Genomic DNA, 17,865 nt, shown 5'->3' on the forward strand with positions numbered 1-17,865 from the left:
GCCGCACCGTCCCTGAAGGGTCCATTGTTTGACCATGATCAAGCCGTTGCCCGGCGCATCCGCGCAGCCTGTAGGCAGATCTGTGCAACGGCGCAGCCCTTTCCCGGAACTGGAGATCGGCAACATGGCCAAGATGAAAGCCGCGGTATTCGTCGAAAAGAACCGCATCGTCCTGGAAGACAAGGACATCCCCGAAATCGGTCCGCTGGACGCCCTGGTGCGCATCACCACCACCACGATCTGCGGCACCGACGTGCACATCCTGCGCGGCGAATACCCGGTGGCCAAGGGCTTGACCATCGGCCACGAACCGGTGGGCGTGATCGAGCGCCTGGGCTCCCAGGTCCGCGGTTTTCATGAGGGCCAGCGGGTGATCGCCGGGGCCATCACTCCCAGCGGCCAGAGCTACGCCTGCCTCTGTGGTTGCGGCTCCCAGGATGGGCCTGACACCCGCCATGGCTTTCGCGCCACGGGCGGCTGGAAGTTCGGCAATACCATCGACGGCTGTCAGGCCGAGTACGTGCGGGTGCCGGACGCCCTGGCCAACCTGTGCCCGATTCCCGACGGTCTGAGTGACGAAGAAGTACTGATGTGCCCGGACATCATGTCCACCGGCTTCTCCGGCGCCGAGCGCGCCGAGGTGAACATCGGCGACAGCGTGGCGGTGTTCGCCCTGGGGCCCATCGGCCTGTGCGCGGTGGCCGGGGCCCGGCTCAAGGGCGCTACCACCATCATCGGCGTCGACACCGTGGCCGCGCGCATGAGCGTGGCACGCGGGTTGGGGGCGACCCATGTGGTGGACTTCAAGCAGGGCGACGTGGTCAAGCAGATCATGGAGCTGACCGACGGCCGCGGGGTCGATGTGTCGATCGAGGCCCTGGGCACCCAGGGCACTTTCGAATCGGCGCTGCGGGTGCTGCGCCCGGGCGGCAAGCTGTCGAGCCTGGGGGTCTATTCCTCCGACCTGCGCATCCCGCTGGATGCCTACGCCGCCGGCCTCGGCGACCTGAGCATCCTCAGCACCCTGTGCCCCGGCGGCAAGGAGCGCATGCGCCGCTTGATGGAGGTGGTCGCCAGTGGCCAGGTGGACCTCAAGCCCCTGGTTACCCACCGCTTCAAGCTCGATGACATCGAAGCCGCCTACGAGCTGTTCGCCAGCCAGCGCGACGGGGTGATGAAGATTGCCGTGACGCCATGATCCGAGCACCGGGTGGCCTTGATGCATATCAAGGCGCCCGGGGTCGTCTGCCTCGACACTCAGGCCCATCAACGTCCAAGGAGGTCAACCATGAGCCAGTACCAGCGTCTGTTGCTGATTGCCGATCCCCAACAGCATCAGTCTCCCGCGGCGCGCCGCGCTGCCGCCCTGGCCAAGGCCAGCGGAGCAGCCTTGCATGCCCTCGTGTTCGTCGAACCACCGGCGCGCACCTACCTGTGGGAAGAGCACCTGGAAGAAAGTGAACGCCAGGCCTACCTGCAACGCCATGAGCGCTGGCTGCAGGTGGAAGCCGAGTGGATGCGCGAGCAGGGGGTGGAAGTCACCACCCAGGTGATCTGGAGCACCCAGGTGCTCAAGGACATGCTGGCCTACATCAACGAATTCCAGCCTGACCTGCTGATCAAGGACGTGACCCTGGAATCGGCCCTCAAGCGCGTTTTCGTCACCCCCCTGGACTGCCACCTGCTGCGTGAAGCCCCGGTGCCGGTGCACCTGGTCAACGACGCCCCGCACAAACTGCCCCGGCGCATCGTCGCCGCCGTCGACCCGGCCCAGTCCGACACCCAGATCAGCGGCCTCAACGGCCTGATCATCCAGACCGCCAACGCCCTGGCCCTGCAATGCGATGCGCAACTGCACCTGCTGTATGCCTACGACCTGATGCCGATGCTTGATGGCGTCGCGCCGGTGGCGTCCACCGCCTGGAGCGTCAACTGCCTGGACGAGTTGCGCGACTCCCTGCACAAGGAGTTCGAACGCCTGGGCGATCAATACAACGTGCCCCAGGAGTTTCGCCATTTCATCATGGGGCCGCCGGTGCCGGGCATCGCCCAGTTCGTCGATGAGTACCTGGTGGACGTGGTGGTCATGGGCACCGTGCACCGCACCGGTTTTGGCCGGCTGATCGGCAGCACCACCGAGCGTGCCCTGTACTCGATGCCGGGCAGCATCCTGGCGGTGAAGGCGTTGAGCCCGAACTGAAATCCCCGCTCTGACCTTGCCAGCGGCGAGCCTCAGCCCGGCTCGTCGCGCTGGCTGCCCGGCAAGTACGGCAGCAGCCGCGCGGTCTCCTTGCGCACCACCGCGTAGCACTCGCAACTGTGCTGTTCCAGGCGCGGCCGGTCGAGGACGTTGATGCGTCCCCGGCTGTACTCGATGATGCCCTGGCGCTGCAGTTTGCCGGCGGCCTCGGTGACCCCTTCACGGCGCACCCCGAGCATGTTGGCGATCAACTCCTGGGTCATCACCAACTGGTTGCCCGGCAGGCGGTCCAGGGACAGCAGCAGCCAGCGGCACAGTTGCTGGTCGATGGAGTGGTGGCGGTTGCACACCGCAGTCTGGGCCATCTGGGTGATCAGCGACTGGGTGTAGCGCAGCATCAGCAGGAGCATCTCGCCGTGGCGGTTGAACTCGTCCTTGAGGCGCTGCCCGGGCAGGCGCAAGGCATGCCCGGCGCTTTGCACGATGGCCCGGCTGGTGGTGCTCTCGCCGCCCATGACCAGGGACACGCCCACCAGTCCTTCGTTGCCCACCACGGCGATTTCCGCCGAGGCGCCGTTCTCCATCAGGTACAGCAGCGACACCACCGCGTCGGTGGGGAAATACACGTGGCGCGGGATATCCCCGGACTCGTAGAGCACCTGGCCCAGGGCCAGGGGCACCGGCTTGAGGTGGGGCAGCAGGCGCTCTTGCACCTGGGCCGGCAGTGCGTTGAGCAAGTGATTGGGCCCGAGCCCAAGGTTGTCGAACATCTCAGAACCACCGGATGGCAAGGCGTCAGCGCTCACTCAGGGTAGTCCAGGGCGTTGCCCGGTGTCTGTCATGGCGCCGACTCGGTGATGGCCGCTGTCGGGGAATGCCCGGTCTGCGGCGGTGGGACACTGACGGGCCAGGTGAGTAACACCCGGCGTGTGGTGCCGTCGTCCAGCAGCGGGATGGCCAGCTCCGGCAGGGGGCGTCCGTCCAGGCTCAGGCTGAGGCTGGCGCCTGGAGTCTGCTGCACCTCGATGTGGTAGACCGTCGCGCCAAACCGGTAGTCCAGGCTGTAGCCCGGCCAGTGGGCCGGGATCACCGGTTCGATGTACAGCTGCTCGCCTTCGCGGCGCAGCCCCAGCAACGACTCGACGATCAGCCGGTACATCCAGCCCGCCGAGCCGGTGTACCAGCTCCAGCCGCCGCGTCCGGTGTGGGGCGCCACGCCATAGACGTCGGCGGCCATCACATAGGGTTCGACTCGGTAGGTGGCCACCTGCTCGGCGCTGCGTCGGCTCACCGGGTTGATCATGTGCAGCAGCTCCCAGGCCCGGGCGCTGTCCCCCAGACGGGCGAAGGCCATGCTGGCCCAGATCGCCGCGTGGGTGTACTGGCCGCCGTTCTCCCGCACCCCGGGCACATAGCCCTTGATGTAGCCCGGGTCCAGGGGGCTGTGGGCGAACGGCGGGTCCAGCAGCAGCACCACGCCGCTGTCGCGGCGCACCAGATGCCGGTCCAGGGACTCCATGGCCTGATGCTGGCGGACGTCACTGGCGGCAGCGGAGAGCACCGACCAGCTCTGGGCGATGGAGTCGATGCGGCATTCCTGGTTGTCGGCGGAGCCCAGGATCTGGCCGTCGTCGAACCAGGCCCGGCGATACCACTGGCCGTCCCAGGCCTGGCTGTCGAGGGCTGTGCGCAAGGCCAGGGCCTGCTCGCGACAGGCCCGGGCGAAGGCCGGATCGTTGTGCTGTTCGGCGGTGACGGCGAACCGTTGCAGCACCTCGTGGCTGAAGAACCCCAGCCACACGCTTTCCCCCAGGCCCCGCTCGCCGACCCGGTTCATGCCGTCATTCCAGTCCCCGGTGCCCATCAGCGGCAAGCCGTGGACGCCGCGCCGGCTGCCGTGCTCGATGGCCCGTTGGCAGTGGCGGTAGAGGCTTTCCCGCAGTCCGCTGGCCTGGGGCAGGTCGTAGTAGGACTCTTCCCCGGGATTGAGCTGGCGACCTTCCAGGTAACCCACTTCAACCTCCAGCACACTGCGGTCGCCGGTGATCTGCACATAGCGGCTGGTGGCCAGGGGCAGCCAGAGGAAGTCATCGGAACAGCCGGTGCGCACCCCGCGATTCTGTGGTGGGTGCCACCAGTGCTGGACGTCGCCCTCGGGGTACTGGTGGGCGGCGCAGAGCAGCAGGTGCTCGCGGGCCAGGGTCGGCTCGGCGTGGATCATGGCCATGCTGTCCTGCAACTGGTCGCGAAAACCGATGGCGCCACCGGACTGGTAGAAACCGCTGCGCGCCCAGAAGCGGCAGGCGATGGTCTGGTACATCAGCCAGCCGTTGGCCATGACATCGATGGCCGGGTCCGGGGTATGCACCTGCAGTGTGCCCAGGCTGTGCTGCCAGTGCTGGTGCACGGCGGCCAGTTCGCTCTGCGCCATCTGCGTGCCGCGGTATTGCAGGACCCGCCGGGTTGCGGCCTTGGCGTCCACCTCGGCCCCCAGGCGGAACAGTACTTCCTGGCTCTGGCCGTCCGCCAGCTCCAGCGCCACCTGCATCGCCGCGCACGGATCGAAACCGGCGCCGGAACGTCCGGACAGGCGCCCCCGAGTCAATGCGGCCGGCGCCGCGAGGCTGCCGTTGCGGCCAATGAACTCGCTGCGGTCGCCGGTGAAACTGCGCACCGCCGAGTCGGTGTCGAGAAACGCCACATGCCCGGAAAACTCCATGTTGTAGGGGTTGCGGGCGAACAGTGCGCCACTGACCGGATCGCTTTCAGTGACCACATGCATGGCCGAGCGACCGCGCAATTCCCCCAGCACCCATTCCACGTAGCAGGTCACTGTGAGGCGCCTTGGCCGGCCGCTGCGGTTGCGGATCTTCAACCGCGAGAACTTGATCGGCGCCTGCAGCGCCACATAGATCGTCAGCTCGCTGTGGATGCCATTCTCCTCATGTTCGAACACGCTGTAGCCGAAGCCATGGCGGGTGCGATAGCTGCCGTTGCCGGGGCAGGGCTGGGGAGTGGGCGACCAGACCTGGCCGCTGTCTTCGTCACGCAGGTACAGGGCTTCGCCGCTGGGGTCGCTGACCGGGTCGTCGTGCCAGGGGCTGAGGCGGTACTCGTGGGCGTTTTCGCGCCAGCTGTAGGCGCCGCCGCTTTCCGAGATCACCGTGCCGAACAGCGGGTTGGCGAGCACATTGGCCCAGGGCGCCGGGGTAGGTTGCCCGGGGTTGAGGGTGATCAGGTATTCGCGGCCGTCGCTGCTGAAGCCGCCGTAGGGCGTTTCCAGGATCAGTTCCGGCAGCGGGGCTGGCGGGGCACTGCTGGCCGTTTGTGGCAGGCGCACCAGGGGCGCTTCCAGGCGCGGCAGCGACGGATCGGCGCGGCGCCGGTGGACCTGCTCGGCGAGGCTGCCGCGGCTGTCGCTGATCACCAGGCGCGCCACCGCCAGCATCAGCACCCGGTCTTCGCCCGACAATTGCTGGGCCGGACGCACGAAGATGCCCCCGGGACGGTCGATCAGGCTGGCTTCGCTGCCGGAGGTCACCAGGCCCATGATCAGGTCCTGGAGCTGCTGGCGGTAGCCGACCTGATCCTCGTTCCAGATCACCAGGTCCACCGCCAGGCCTTTCTGCCGCCAATAGGCGTGGGCCTTGATCAGTTGCTGCACCAGGGTGATGTTGGCCAGATCGCCCACTTGCAAAAGGACGATCGGCAGGTCCCCGGAAATGCCCTGGCCCCAGAGCCCGGACTGGCTGCGGCGGTTGGCCAGCAGCAGGCTGCTGTCGGCCCGCAGGCTGGCGTTGGCATAGAGCAGCGAGGCGGCCATCTGTTGGAACAGCCGGGCTTCGGCCAGTGAGGCGTTGAGCTGGCGCAACAGCACCTGGCTGTGGGTCCAGGCCAGGTCGAAGACCCAGTCCGCCAGGTGCCGGTCACGGTATTTGTGGATCAGTTGCAGGCAGTGTTCGCGGCTCTCGGCGACCCCGGTCACCAGGTCGATGGTGGCGCTCTGGCCGGGGTCGAGGGTGATCCGGCAGCGGATCGCCACGATCGGGTCGAGCACCGGTCCGGCGCTGCCCGAGAGTCGTTCGACCTGCGGGTCCAGGGCCAGGGGCGAGGCCAGATCCCGGCCGCGGCCGATAAAGCGTGCGCGATCGGTTTCATAGGAGATGGCGTCGATGTCCACGCCGTGGGCCGCCAGCAGGTGGCACAGCCACGGCACTGGCTGCTCCTGGGCCCGTGGCCGGCGGCTGCAGACGATGGCCTGCAGGCTGGGCAGCAGTTCGGTTTCGATGAACAGGTTGCTGAAGGCCGGGTGGGCCGCATCGCTCTGGGCCGGGGCCAGGACCACCTCGGCGTAGCTGGTGAGCTCGATGCTGCGGCGCCCCCGGGCCCGGTTGCACAGGTGCAGGCGGCGCAGTTCGATGGGGTCCTCGGGGGACACGACGATTTCCAGGTGGCTGTCGAAGTCCCGTTCACGTACCCGGAATTCGGCCCGGGCATCGGTGAAGATCGCCTCGAAATGCTCTGGGCGGCGGCGGGTTGGCTGGTAGGCCGCGGACCAGAAGTCGCTGCTGGCCACGTCCCGCAGGTAGCAGAACTGCCCCCAGTGATCGCGGGTCGGGTCTTCGTGCCAGCGGGTCACCGCCAGTTCGTTGCAGCGGCTGTAGCCACCACCGGCACTGCTGAGCATCAGGTGGTAGTGACCGTTGGACAGCAGTTGCACGGCCGGGCGCTTGCGGTCCGGGTCGGCGAATACCCGCAGTTTGTTTTCATGGGCCCGGGCCGCTTCGTCGGCTTCCGGAGCACCGGCGGCGTGCAGATACTGGGCGGCGGTTTTCGGCACCCGTTCCTGCAGCAGCAGGGCGATGGCCTGGAACTGCGGATCGGATTCGAAGCGCCGTTGCATGGGTTGATCCAGCAGCAACCAGGCCAGGGCCAGCAGGCTCATGCCCTGGTGGTGAGCCATGAACGACTGCACCACGGCATGGTCCTGGCCCCGGGGCAGGCGCGACTCGGTGTAGTCCACGGCTTCATAGAGGCCGAAGCGTCCACCCAGCCCCAGCTGTGCCAGGCGCTGCAGGTTCTGGCAGGCGGCCTGGGGCGCCACCATCAGCGCCAGGACACTGGCGTAGGGCGCCACCACCCGTTCCGCGCCGAGGCCACGCTTGAGCCCCAGGCCCGGCACGCCGAACGCCCGGTACTGGTAGTTGAACTGACTGTCGAGGGTGTTGTAGCCCGACTCGGACACGCCCCAGGGCAGGCCCAGTTGCTGGCCGTGCTCGATCTGCAGGGCCACCGCGGCGCGGCAGGTCTGGTCCAGCAGGGTGCCCTGGTAGCTGGGCATCACCAGCATCGGCATCAGGTATTCGAACATCGAACCGGTCCAGGACAGCAGCACCGGGGTGCCGGCGCTGCTGGTGAGCAGGCGGCCCAGGGCGAACCAGCTTTCCTGGGGCAACTGTCCCTGGGCGATGGCGACAAAGTGGGTCAGGCGCACTTCCGAGGCCAAGAGGTCGTAGTAACCGGCATCCAGGCGGTGTTCATCGGCGTTGTAGCCGATCACCAGCAAGTGGCGACGGGTGTCGTAGAGAAAGCCGAAGTCCATCTGCGCCATGCTGGCTACCGCTTCCAGCAATCGACTGAGGCAACTGATGCGCTCCAGGGCCAGCTCCTGCACGGCGGCGATCCGCTCATGGTGCATCGGCAACCAATACCCGGCGTCCAGTTGGGCCAGCTGGCGCCAGCTCAGGGTGCCGAAGCGGCGGCCATCGGCCATGGGCGGCAGGCAGCGCCATTGCAGTTCGTCATGCAGGTCACGGCATTGCGCGGCCAGTGCCTGGCGCCAGAAGTCCACATCGTCCGTTGTGCCGGCCTGCGCCTGCTCGACGCTGTCGGCAATCCGTTGCAGCAGCCCCAGCAAGGCATCCGGAGCCACATCGGCATGCAGGCTCAGGTGCTCATGCACGGCGCGGGTTTCCAGGCGCCAGCGCAGCACTGGGGCGGTGTCCTGGCCGGCCGCCGTGAGGGCGTCCTGGAACACATCGAGGCTGTCCAGCAGGCCGTTGGCGATCTGCAGCAGCGCCGGAGGGCTATCCACCAGGGCCTGCAGGCCGGGGCGCAGGGTCAGCAGCATGCCTACCAGGTTGCCGCTGTCCACGGTGGACACATAGCGCGGCGGCAAGGGTTGCAGGCTCTGGGTGTCGTACCAGTTGTAGAAGTGCCCGCGATAGCGTTCCAGCCGGCCCATGCTGGCCAGCATCTGCTCCAGGCGTTGCATCAGTCGGCGGCTGCTCAGGTAGCCGAAGTCGTGGGCCGCCAGATGGGCCAGTAGGGCCAGCCCGAGGTTGGTCGGCGAGGTGCGATGGGCGATGCGCTGCTGGGGCTGTTCCTGCAGATTGTCCGGAGCCAGCCAGTTGTCATCGGGGCCGACGTACTGGTCGAAAAAGCCCCAGGTGCGGCGGGCCAGGCTCTGCAGGAAACGCCGTTGGCCGCTGGAAGGCTCGAACGCCACCTGGCTTGCCGGGCGGCTGAGCCACCAGGCCAGGGCCGGGCCGGCCAGCCAGGCCAGGAGCAAGGGCGCGGCCATCAGCAGTTGCGGCCGCGGCCACAGCAGCCCTGTCAGCAGCAGGGCCAGCAACGGGCCGATCCACATCCGCCGGTACAGCTGCAGCAGGTTGTCATCCGGGCCGCGCTCGGCTTCCCGGGACGGTTGCCACTGCAGGCGATGAGCTTTGCTGATGCCCATGCGCCACAACGCGCGGGCCATGGCGTCTAGGCTGTAGGCGACCTCATAGGGCAGCCAGGCCAGGGGCAGCAGGGCCCGGGACAGGTGCTGGCCGGCGCTGCCCAGGGCAGCGGTCAGTTGTTGCAGCAACGGTACTTCCGGGGTGTTGTGCACCAGCTCGCGCAAGGCGGCGGACAGGGGCAGCACCAGCAGCACAATCAGCACCGCCAGGGTCCAGGCCAGGGGCTGGGTGGAGCCCAGCCAGCCCCACAGCAGCATGCTCAGCAAGGCCAGGGGTTCGAGGCTGCGGCGCAGGTTGTCGAGGATTTTCCAGCGTGCCAGCGGGCTCAGGCGATTGCTTTCCAGGCCGCCGGCGGCCTTGGGCGACCAGGGCAGGAGCCAGGGCAGCAGTTGCCAGTCGCCGCGAATCCAGCGCTGGCGGCGCTTGACGTCGGCGCTGTAGCGCGCCGGGTATTCCTCGAACAGCTGCACATCACTGAGCAGCCCGGAGCGGGCGTAGCAGCCCTCGATCAGGTCGTGGCTGAGAATCCGGTTGTCGGCAAAGCGCCCGCCCAGGGTCTGCTCGAAGGTGTCCAGGGCGTAGATGCCCTTGCCGACGAAGGAGCCTTCCTGGAACAGGTCCTGATAGACGTCCGACACTGCGCGGGTATAGGGATCGATCCCGGCATCGCTGGCGAACAGCCGGGAATAGGCGCTGCGCGCGGTGCTCGACAGGCTGATGCCGACCCGCGGCTGGAGAATCCCGTAGCCGCTGACGATGCGCCCGCTGAGCGGGTCGGTCTGTGGGCGGTTCAGCGGGTGGTCCATGGCACCCACGCATTGCTGGGCCACGTCCCGGGGCAGTTGGGTGTCGCTGTCCAGGGTGATGACATAGGTGATCTCGGGCAGGGCCTGGATATCGCCGACGATCAGCGAGAAGCGTTCCTGGCCACGGCCGCGCAGCAGGGCGTTGAGGTCTTCGAGCTTGCCGCGCTTGCGCTCGTGGCCCATCCAGCAATGTTCGGCGGCGTTCCACAGCCGTGGCCGGTGCAGCAGGTAGAAGCGATCCACCGCCTCTTCGGGGTACTTCAGGTTCAGCGCCTCAATGCCTTGTCGGGCCAGCGCCAGCAGGGCGGTGTCGCCGTCCTGGGTTTCGCTGGGGGCGTCGAGAAAGTCGCTGAGCAGGGCGAAGTACAGCTGGGCATCGCGGTTGGCCAGAAAGCGCACTTCCAGGCCTTCCACCAGCTCTTCGACATCCGCCGCGTTGCCGAACAGGCAGGGCACCGCCACCAGGGTCCGGGCCCGGGGCGCAATGCCTTCGCTGTAGTCCAGGCGCGGAAGAATGCCCGGGGCCACGGTCAGGGTCACCAGGCCGTTGATCAGGCCAATGGCCAGGCGGCTGGCCAGCAGCAACGCCGGCACCGCCCACAGTGCCAGCCAGTAATGGCCGGGGCTGGCTTCCTGATACAGGGCATCGAGAAACGGCCAGGCGAACAGCGCCGAGAGCAGCATCACCGGCCCCAGGAAAAAGCCCAGGGGCGCCTGGGTCAGCAGGCGCCGGCCGCGTTCGGCCAGGGGGACTCGGGCGCCGATCTGTTGTTCCAGGGTGCGGCGTCCGGCGCCGATCAGGTAATGCCCGACATGGCCGGCCACGGCTTCCGGGGCCTCGGCGCGGTAGTGGGCGCGGGCCAGTTCGATGCACTGGCGGGCCACCTGTTCTTCACTCAGGGGGCAGTGGCGGGCCAGGCGTTCGAGCACATGCCGGTAATGGTCGCGGGTGGCGAAATCCATGCGCCGGTAGACCTGGGCCGGGTCGTCCTGAAGCACCTGTTCGACCCGGCTCATCAGCTCGACGAACTCGCGCCAGTTGCTGGCCGAGAGCAGGCGCAGGCTGGAAATACTGTTGCTGATGGACACCTGATCGGCGGCTTGCTGTTGGGCGTCGAGCTGTACCAGGCGCTCGATGTTCAGCCCGGTTTCCCCCAGCAGTTGCTCGATCCAGGCCAGGGGCAGCACCAGGGCAGCGTTCTGGCCCTGCAGGCGCCGCGCCAGTTCGGCGACGAAGGCGGCACTCATGGGCGGTGCCGAGCGCGCCATGTCGGCCACCGCCAGCACCACGCTCTTGGCGTCCTGCTCGGCGGTTTCCATCAGGCGGTCGGCCCAGTCGTTGGCCAGATTGCGCTCGCTCCAGTTGGCCATGACTCGGAAGGCCACGCGCCGCAGGTTCTCGATCAAGGCCAGGCGCAGCATGATCGGAATCGCCCACAGCTCGCCGAGCTTGAGCGGGGTGACGCTCTGGTAGCTGTCGACGAAACGCCCCAGGCTTTCGCTGTCGACCCGGCCGTCGCCGTGGGAAATGGTTTCCAGGGCGATGTCGTAGACCCGTGGCAGGCCCGCCGACTGGCCGTTGGCCAGGCGCGGCAATTGCCGGCTGTAGCCCCGGGGCAGGTGAGTGCGGGTGATGCGGATCTGTTCTTCCAGCAGGTAGTAGTTGTCCAGCAGCCATTCGGCGGCGGGGGTGGCCCGGGGCGAGCTGCCGGTGGCGGCGGTCAGGCTTTTGCAGCAACTGGCCAGGGCGCTGGCGTTGTCCGACAGGCGTGCCAGCAGCCAGTCGGGGTTGCGGCTGTGGCTCAGGCGGTGCTGGTGCGCCAGCAGGGTGCCGTGGCTGGCCATCTGTTCACTGCTGAACAATTCCGAGCGCAGCGGCGCTTCGTATTCGACGCTGTTGCGCGAGGCCTTCCATTGGCCGTATCTGGCGGCGGGCAGACGGCAGAACCTCAGGAATGTGTGGGTCCAATGACTGTCCATGTTTTCCTTGGCATAACAGAGCCGTCCCTCGGCACGGGGTGCGAGGGAGGGCCGGGAGCGGGGCGTGCGGTCAAATCGATGCACCGTCGCGACGAACGTTTCAGGCAAAAAGCTGCAACCTTGACGGTGGCGGGAGTGGGGGAGGGTGTCTGTGCGTTGGGGCACATAGGCGGATGACCGGCATTGCTGCTGGGTGGCTTGACGTGGCTAGGGAGCTTGATCCCGCTCGGGCGCGTAGTGGTCGTGGAACCTGAGGGTGCGGTCTTGTTGGTGGGCATATCCGTTGCTGCGGGTGCGGCGGATATTGGTTCCGCTCTTACAGCGGCTCACTTTTGAAGAGCGCAAAAGTAAGTAAAACGCTCTGCCCCTCCACTCGGTGCCTCGCCTAGGCTCGGCATGCCCTCACTCCGGCATTGATCCGTGGGCCGCCGCCACCGGCCATCCATGGCCGGGTGGCGGCTAACCCGGCGTCCTGCCGGGTTACCCACGGCTCAATGCCTGCGTTCGGCCATCGTGGTTAACGGGGCGTTCAGATCAAGATCAAAATCAAGAGCCAGACGGCGGCCTTGCGGCCGGCCTGGAGCGGGAATGGGGGGCACCTTCCCTTGTAGGAGCTGCCGAAGGCTGCGAACGGGCGAGCATCGCCCGGCCAGTCGGCGCGGTATATCAGGCACATCGCAGATACGAAAACAGGGCGACAGGACTGTTTTCGGCCTGGTCGCTGACAAACCAATCCGTGGGAACAAACACCCTCACCACTGAGCCGTGGCTGTTTCAGAGAGTGCTGAAAGCTGGTTGGAACTACGCCCATTCGCTTTCTTTTGTAAGGCAAATCCGAGAAACTGCCGGCCGCTTGAATGCGCCTGATGGGCGGGCTAGGGTGCCGGAGCCATCGCCAAATCGATGGCTCGGATGTGCAAGTCCGAACTCTGCAAAGGCGCACAAACGATCAGCACTGATTGGTCGTTTTCATGTCCGCTGCGTTATGGCGGCCGTGCGTGGGAGATCTTCGGATCTGCCGGGTGTCCTTGCAGACTCGGTCTTGCACACCTGCGTACGGCTGCCACCTTATTCGTGTGCAAGCGAACGGTGTTGGCTCCTTTTATCTGCAAGGAGTTAGACCATGAAAAAGCTCGTCCCCGATCCCCCCACGTCCTATCGCGATCCCGAACTCAAGGCCGCCAACGCCACCTTGCGCGTGGCTCTGGCTCGACAACCGCAGGACCCCGCGCTGTTCCAGCGCAACACCCAAGCCAAACCTGTTTCTGCCGATTCGCTGTTCAGCGTGCGCCCAGGCGTCAGTGCTGAAGAGGCGTTGGTGCATGTGTCGTTGTTGCTCAAATGCGCCGAGGAGGTCTGCGATGAAATCACCCAGCAGGGCAGCGGCATCGAGCGCGGGCTGATCTGGTCCATGGTGCATTCCGTGGAGATGGCCCGGGCGGTGGTGGAGGCGTTGCTGGACGCTAGCCCGCGAGGTGTCTGCTCATGCTCGGACGAGCCGAGCTCGTAAAGCCTGAGTCCCTGGTCTTCTTGAACTTAGAGTGTGGTGGCCGTCGGCGAAGTGGCGACACGGATGGGGAGACATACCCGTTGCTGCGGTAACGCCGGCTTAGGATTTCGCTGCTAAGGCCAGCCCTTTCAGGGTCTTTGCTCAAGGCTGCTTCTGCAGTATTGCAGCCTTGAGCATCCGGTCATTGCCATCGCTTTAAGGCGTCGATACCCGACGCAGGCGAATCGAATCGATGATGGCATCCCACAGCGCAAGTGCTGCTTTATCAGACTTGAACGCCGGATCTGGTGGGGTGCCATCGTCATCGACGTCCGCTTCCTCCACGCTCAGTTCCGCCTTGAGGTGGGGCTCGTAGACCGACTCGTCCTTGCCCTGGGCTTCCCAGAGGAAGGTGTAGGTGCGTTGCCCCTTTGCGCTGCCCGCCAGCAGGTACTCATCGGCGGGAATGGCACCGCCACGCTCTCTTTTGCGCAGGGTCTCGATGCCCGCAACCATCTTTGCAGCGCCCACCAGAAAGCCACTTACTCGATCCAGTAAGCGATCTACTTCGGCTCCGGTGCTGGATCTGAATGACAAAAAGGCTCCAGGGTGTTCCGGGAAGGTCACGCCAATCCCGAGGCCTTCACTCTGAAAGCTGTCACCCGCGATATAGGCTCGGTCGATACAGAATCCTGGTTCGGTGGGGATTTCGTTGGGAGCGCGAGAGCGTAGGTTGCGGGCCAGAGAGTTAGATATCTCCATAGCTCGACGCTCTCTATCCTCTGATATTTTCCCTGTCCAGCGATAAGCACGCCACGTTGGCTTCGAGGCAATATAGGTATCAAGTAGATATACCTTGGAGGCAACTTCAGATGACCAAGACATTAGCCCTACTGAGCCTCCACCAAAATCTATTCGACGAAGAAACATACTGCCTTTCGTATCATGTTGCTGACCTCTCAATTTTTGTTCGCGTCGATCAATCTGAGTAGCAAAGGCCTCAGGGGTATCGTCGAGCGCTTCGATGTTGTCGCCCCACAGGTAGTAGCCAGCATTGATCTCTGCCTGGGGCGGTAAATCAATTAGAAAGCGTCCGTAGCAGTGGGTAACCCATCCACTCTTGTCCATGGCCGGGCTCCGAGAGGAAAAAATCGATGTGCAGCTGATAACGCTAGTCATGGCGATAAGACCAAGGGTCGTTAGTAGGCAATGAGTGCGCTTCATAAACCCTCCTTGGCATCCAGCTGGCAGTCAGCCAGTTGAGTGATCTTGATCACGTCAGATAATGCAGCCCATTGGCGAGTGTGCTGTGGTAGCGCTTTTGGTGTGCAACCCTTGCGTTCAAGGCTCCGTCGCTCTAGCACCTGCAACATTTCTCTCTTCCTTGAGAAACTCACAAATCATCCATCCAGTTATCTTTAGGCTTCAGCTCAGCGAGGAACTCTCCCAGGGCGTAGTCATCATCTACCGCTGGGCTGTTGGCCATCTGTTGCGGACTTTTAGGCGGGGAGGGCGTGCCAGCATGGTTGTCGCGTCCAGTAGCCGATACCGGGCGCAGGCGAATCGAATCGATGATGGCGTCCCACAGTTCCAGTGCTGCCTTATCGGACTTGAAAGCGGGAGCCGGTGGCTTGCCATCGTCATCGTCATCAGCTTCCTCCACGCTCAGTTCTACCTTGAGATGGGGCTCGTTGATCGACTCGTCCTTGCCCTGGGCTTCCCAGAGGAAGGTGTAGGTGCGTTGCCCCTTTGCGCTGCCCGCCAGCAGGTACTCATCGGCGGGAATGGCACCGCCACGCTCTCTTTTGCGCAGGGTCTCGATGCCTGCAACCATCTTTGCCGCACCCATCAGAAAGCCACTCACTCGATCCAGTAACCGATCTTCCTCGGCTCCGGTGCTGGATCTGAATGACAAAAAGGTTCTAGGGTGTTCCGGGAAGGTCACGCCTATATCGAAGTCTTCACTTTGAAAGCTGTCACCCGCGATATAGGCCCGGTCGATACAGAATCCCGGTTCGGTGGGGATTTCGTTGGGGGCGCGAGAGCGTAGGTTGCGGGCTAAATCATTAACTATTTCTAATCCTCTTTTCTCTCTGTCATAAGTAACTTCTCCCGAATAGTAATAGACAGAGCCTTTTAGTGGTGTCACCAAATATGAATCAACTCTGTATGACAAGGTGCTAGCCGTTGAATCCCACGACCACAGGCTAATTGAACCGTTTTGATGTTCGGTTCGCCTTAGAAACATGCTCTCTTGTGTTTTGCTATGGCGTTCACTTTTCAGCTTCTGCTCACGCTTATCGATTCTGGCTGCTAGGGCCACTGGGCTATCGTCGAGCGCTTCGATGTTGTCGTCCCAAAGGTAATATCCAGCATTGATCTCTGCCTGGGGCGGTAGATCAATCAGAAAGCGTCCGTGACAATGAGTAATCCATCCTGTTTTGTCCATGGTGTGACTCCGAGAAGATGAAAGCGAAGTACAACTGGCCACACTGGTTAAAGCGACCAGGCCAAGAGCAGTAAACAAGCGACGAGTGAGCGTCATAAGTCCCCCTTGTCATCAGGGTGCCAGTCAGCCAACTGAGCGATCTTGATTACGCCATAAAGCGTGGTCCATTGGGCTCGCCTGTCGTTGTAGCTTTCTTGGTGTTCGTAACCCTTTTCGATGTTGTACTGTCCAGCGCCCTTGCCGCCATGACGGAAGCTGGCCTTGATACCCGCTTTCTTGTGGGCCTGCCCGGAGTCGGTTGGCACTGTGCCGTCGCCACCACTGCCAGACTGCTCTTCCTCCTTGACCGTCCAGTTTTCAAGCGTCGGTACAATGACCGGCAGGCCACGGCGAAACCAACTGCTGTAGCTGCCGGTCTCGTTATCCTTGAGCGCGGAACCGGGTGTTTCCAGAGGAGCAGGGTCGCCTTGCCATATCATGTCGCGCCAACTGTGACGGTCATCATCCGCTGCGTAGTGGGCATAGGTTTCAGGGTGGTAGCCTTGCACAGCCAAATCCGAATGAAACTTGGCAACAGCTTCAATTTTCTTTTCGAACTTTATTCGAGAGCTTCCCTTTACATTTTTGCTTTTCGACATATCCAAATACTTAGTGTTTTGCTCCGGCACCAACCCATACCAGGCGGTGCTCTTATAGATTTCCTCGTAGGGGTCCTGGTTCTGCGGATAGGCGCGGGGTTTACCGTCCATATCCTTGATGACCTGCCCCTGGGCATCGCACAGGAACAACCAGGGGCGACCTTCCCGATACTCGTTGCTAGGTGTCAGTTCCAGCGCCCCTGGGGCATTGGCCACCACAGCGGTCACTTCGCCTGCGTTGTAGCCAAGGATGATGCTGGCAATACCTTCATAGCCGCAGCGCATGTGGTGGTAGATGGCCGATGAACCGATTGACGGTTGCACGCCGTGGACCACGCCAAGCACTCGTTTGTAACCGTGCAATTGGGTCAGGGAGCGTGCAACCAGCCCACCCATTGAGTGGGTGACCAGGATGACCTTCATCTGATCCGCCTGCTCAGGGCTGACGCTTGCGTGTTCGCGGTAGTGGGCGAGGACGGTGTTCTCGATGTAGTCACGCACATCCAGGGCGGACTGCCGGTTGGATTGCAGCCAGTTGTAACCGGCGCACCAGACGTCGAATTGATACTTGCCCGCCTGTTTCAGTTCGTCTTCGCTGAGGGGCGTCGCCTGCCCCAGTTCTTCGCCATAGGCTGCGGGTTCATGCAGGCTTTCAGTGTTCCACCATTGCTGGATCTGTTGTCGGCTGACGATGCTGTCCAAGCGGCCCTCCATCAGGGCCATGAACGGGTTGTAGGCGCTGCGCATCACCGTCCCCCAGCCACGAATGCGCGCCGCCTCTTTGCTCAGGCCGGATGAGCACGTATCAATCGAGCCTCGATCATCCACCTCGACTTTTTCCGGCTTTAGCAGCTTCTGTCGATCCTTGGGGCCGCGGCCCCACCAGACAGCCAAGGCTGCGAGAGCGGGGAGGGCATCAGTGGGCCAAAAGCTGGCATTCGGCGGACTCCAGATCTTGTTCTGGTTCTTCTTGTTGCGCAGGTTGCTGCCCATGATGCCTGGAATGAAGATCACCGGAATCGGCGTGGCCTGCCTCGCCAGCAGGACCTTTTCACGCTGGTCCTCGGTACGGGTCAGTTGGGTCTTGTAGACCGGTCGCCCCAGATTGTCGCGCGAGCGAGGAATGATGACGTCCTCAGTGTTATCGGCTGCTTGGCTGCTCATGCAGTGGACTCCCTGTCGTCGTTGGAGCTATTTCCCTTGGCCAGAATGCGCATCTGGACTTGATCCATGGCCAGGTCCTGCTGCCTGGGCAGCCGGCCTTGTCCATCGGTCGTGAGGGTGGTGACCCCACCGTCGCCGCGCCGCAGTTCTACGGTGGTGTTTGCCAGAGGCTCAAGGGTGATTTCATCACGCAGCACATATGCGTCATTGAACGGGGTCGACTCCCATGAGTTGAACGTGGTCGAGGCATGTGCGGGACCGATAGAGGAGTGCTTGGCCGCCTTGACCGTAAAATTCCCCGGCATGCCCAGCTCGATATTGCCGCCCTTGAGCGTCAGGTAGGCCCCGCCGCACATCAGGGTGATGTGTTCCTTGGCAGACACCAGCACGTGCTGC

At 64.1% G+C, this 17,865-nt stretch carries 9 protein-coding genes; 3 read left to right on the forward strand and 6 right to left on the reverse strand.

What is annotated here, in order from left to right; genetic code table 11:
* The first annotated feature begins 124 nt into the window (after positions 1-124).
* Both J5M73_RS24065 and J5M73_RS24070 read left to right on the forward strand, forming a co-directional pair.
* Positions 125-1,198: an NAD(P)-dependent alcohol dehydrogenase gene (locus J5M73_RS24065; RefSeq protein ID WP_102861803.1), complete on the forward strand. Its 1,074-nt coding sequence runs from the start codon at positions 125-127 to the stop codon at positions 1,196-1,198.
* A gap of 90 nt (positions 1,199-1,288) precedes the next feature.
* A complete protein-coding gene (locus tag J5M73_RS24070) occupies positions 1,289-2,200 on the forward strand; it encodes a universal stress protein (RefSeq protein WP_102861740.1) in 912 nt (303 codons plus the stop codon).
* Between the two features lie 32 nt (positions 2,201-2,232).
* On the opposite strand, the gene J5M73_RS24075 is transcribed toward J5M73_RS24070, so the two are convergent.
* Positions 2,233-2,970 carry a Crp/Fnr family transcriptional regulator gene (locus J5M73_RS24075; protein WP_102861739.1) on the reverse strand — a complete coding sequence of 246 codons (738 nt, stop codon included), beginning with the start codon at positions 2,968-2,970 and terminating at the stop codon, positions 2,233-2,235.
* Between the two features lie 68 nt (positions 2,971-3,038).
* A complete protein-coding gene (locus J5M73_RS24080) occupies positions 3,039-11,729 on the reverse strand; it encodes a glycoside hydrolase family 94 protein (protein ID WP_207816288.1) in 8,691 nt (2,896 codons plus the stop codon).
* Between the two features lie 1,123 nt (positions 11,730-12,852).
* Between J5M73_RS24080 and J5M73_RS24085 the strand changes: the two genes are divergently transcribed.
* On the forward strand, positions 12,853-13,239 hold the full coding sequence (locus tag J5M73_RS24085; protein WP_102861736.1) for a DUF3077 domain-containing protein: 387 nt from the start codon (positions 12,853-12,855) through the stop codon (positions 13,237-13,239).
* A gap of 195 nt (positions 13,240-13,434) precedes the next feature.
* Here J5M73_RS24085 and J5M73_RS24090 read toward each other — a convergent pair whose 3' ends face one another.
* The 4 genes from J5M73_RS24090 to J5M73_RS24105 form a co-directional block, all read right to left on the reverse strand.
* On the reverse strand, positions 13,435-14,346 hold the full coding sequence (locus J5M73_RS24090) for a T6SS immunity protein Tli4 family protein (RefSeq protein ID WP_146036390.1): 912 nt from the start codon (positions 14,344-14,346) through the stop codon (positions 13,435-13,437).
* Between the two features lie 265 nt (positions 14,347-14,611).
* A complete protein-coding gene (locus J5M73_RS24095; RefSeq protein WP_102861734.1) occupies positions 14,612-15,763 on the reverse strand; it encodes a T6SS immunity protein Tli4 family protein in 1,152 nt (383 codons plus the stop codon).
* On the reverse strand, positions 15,760-17,469 hold the full coding sequence (locus J5M73_RS24100) for a hypothetical protein (protein WP_102861733.1): 1,710 nt from the start codon (positions 17,467-17,469) through the stop codon (positions 15,760-15,762). The genes J5M73_RS24095 and J5M73_RS24100 overlap by 4 nt, the downstream gene beginning before the upstream one ends.
* On the reverse strand, positions 17,466-17,865 hold a 400-nt coding region (locus J5M73_RS24105), incomplete at its 5' end, for a DUF2345 domain-containing protein (protein WP_207816291.1). The genes J5M73_RS24105 and J5M73_RS24100, both read right to left, overlap by 4 nt.

Source organism: Pseudomonas sp. 50_B, assembly GCF_017491625.1.
Classification (GTDB): Bacteria; Pseudomonadota; Gammaproteobacteria; order Pseudomonadales; family Pseudomonadaceae; genus Aquipseudomonas; species Aquipseudomonas danubii.

Excerpts from the sequence above, each read along its gene's own strand:
- J5M73_RS24075 (WP_102861739.1), bottom strand. The coding sequence starts at position 2,970 with ATGTTCGACAACCTTGGGCTCGGGCCCAATCACTTGCTCAACGCACTG.
- J5M73_RS24095 (WP_102861734.1), bottom strand. The coding sequence starts at position 15,763 with ATGACGCTCACTCGTCGCTTGTTTACTGCTCTTGGCCTGGTCGCTTTA.
- J5M73_RS24065 (WP_102861803.1), top strand. The coding sequence starts at position 125 with ATGGCCAAGATGAAAGCCGCGGTATTCGTCGAAAAGAACCGCATCGTC.
- J5M73_RS24080 (WP_207816288.1), bottom strand. The coding sequence starts at position 11,729 with ATGGACAGTCATTGGACCCACACATTCCTGAGGTTCTGCCGTCTGCCC.
- J5M73_RS24090 (WP_146036390.1), bottom strand. The coding sequence starts at position 14,346 with ATGGACAAGAGTGGATGGGTTACCCACTGCTACGGACGCTTTCTAATT.
- J5M73_RS24070 (WP_102861740.1), top strand. The coding sequence starts at position 1,289 with ATGAGCCAGTACCAGCGTCTGTTGCTGATTGCCGATCCCCAACAGCAT.
- J5M73_RS24100 (WP_102861733.1), bottom strand. The coding sequence starts at position 17,469 with ATGAGCAGCCAAGCAGCCGATAACACTGAGGACGTCATCATTCCTCGC.
- J5M73_RS24085 (WP_102861736.1), top strand. The coding sequence starts at position 12,853 with ATGAAAAAGCTCGTCCCCGATCCCCCCACGTCCTATCGCGATCCCGAA.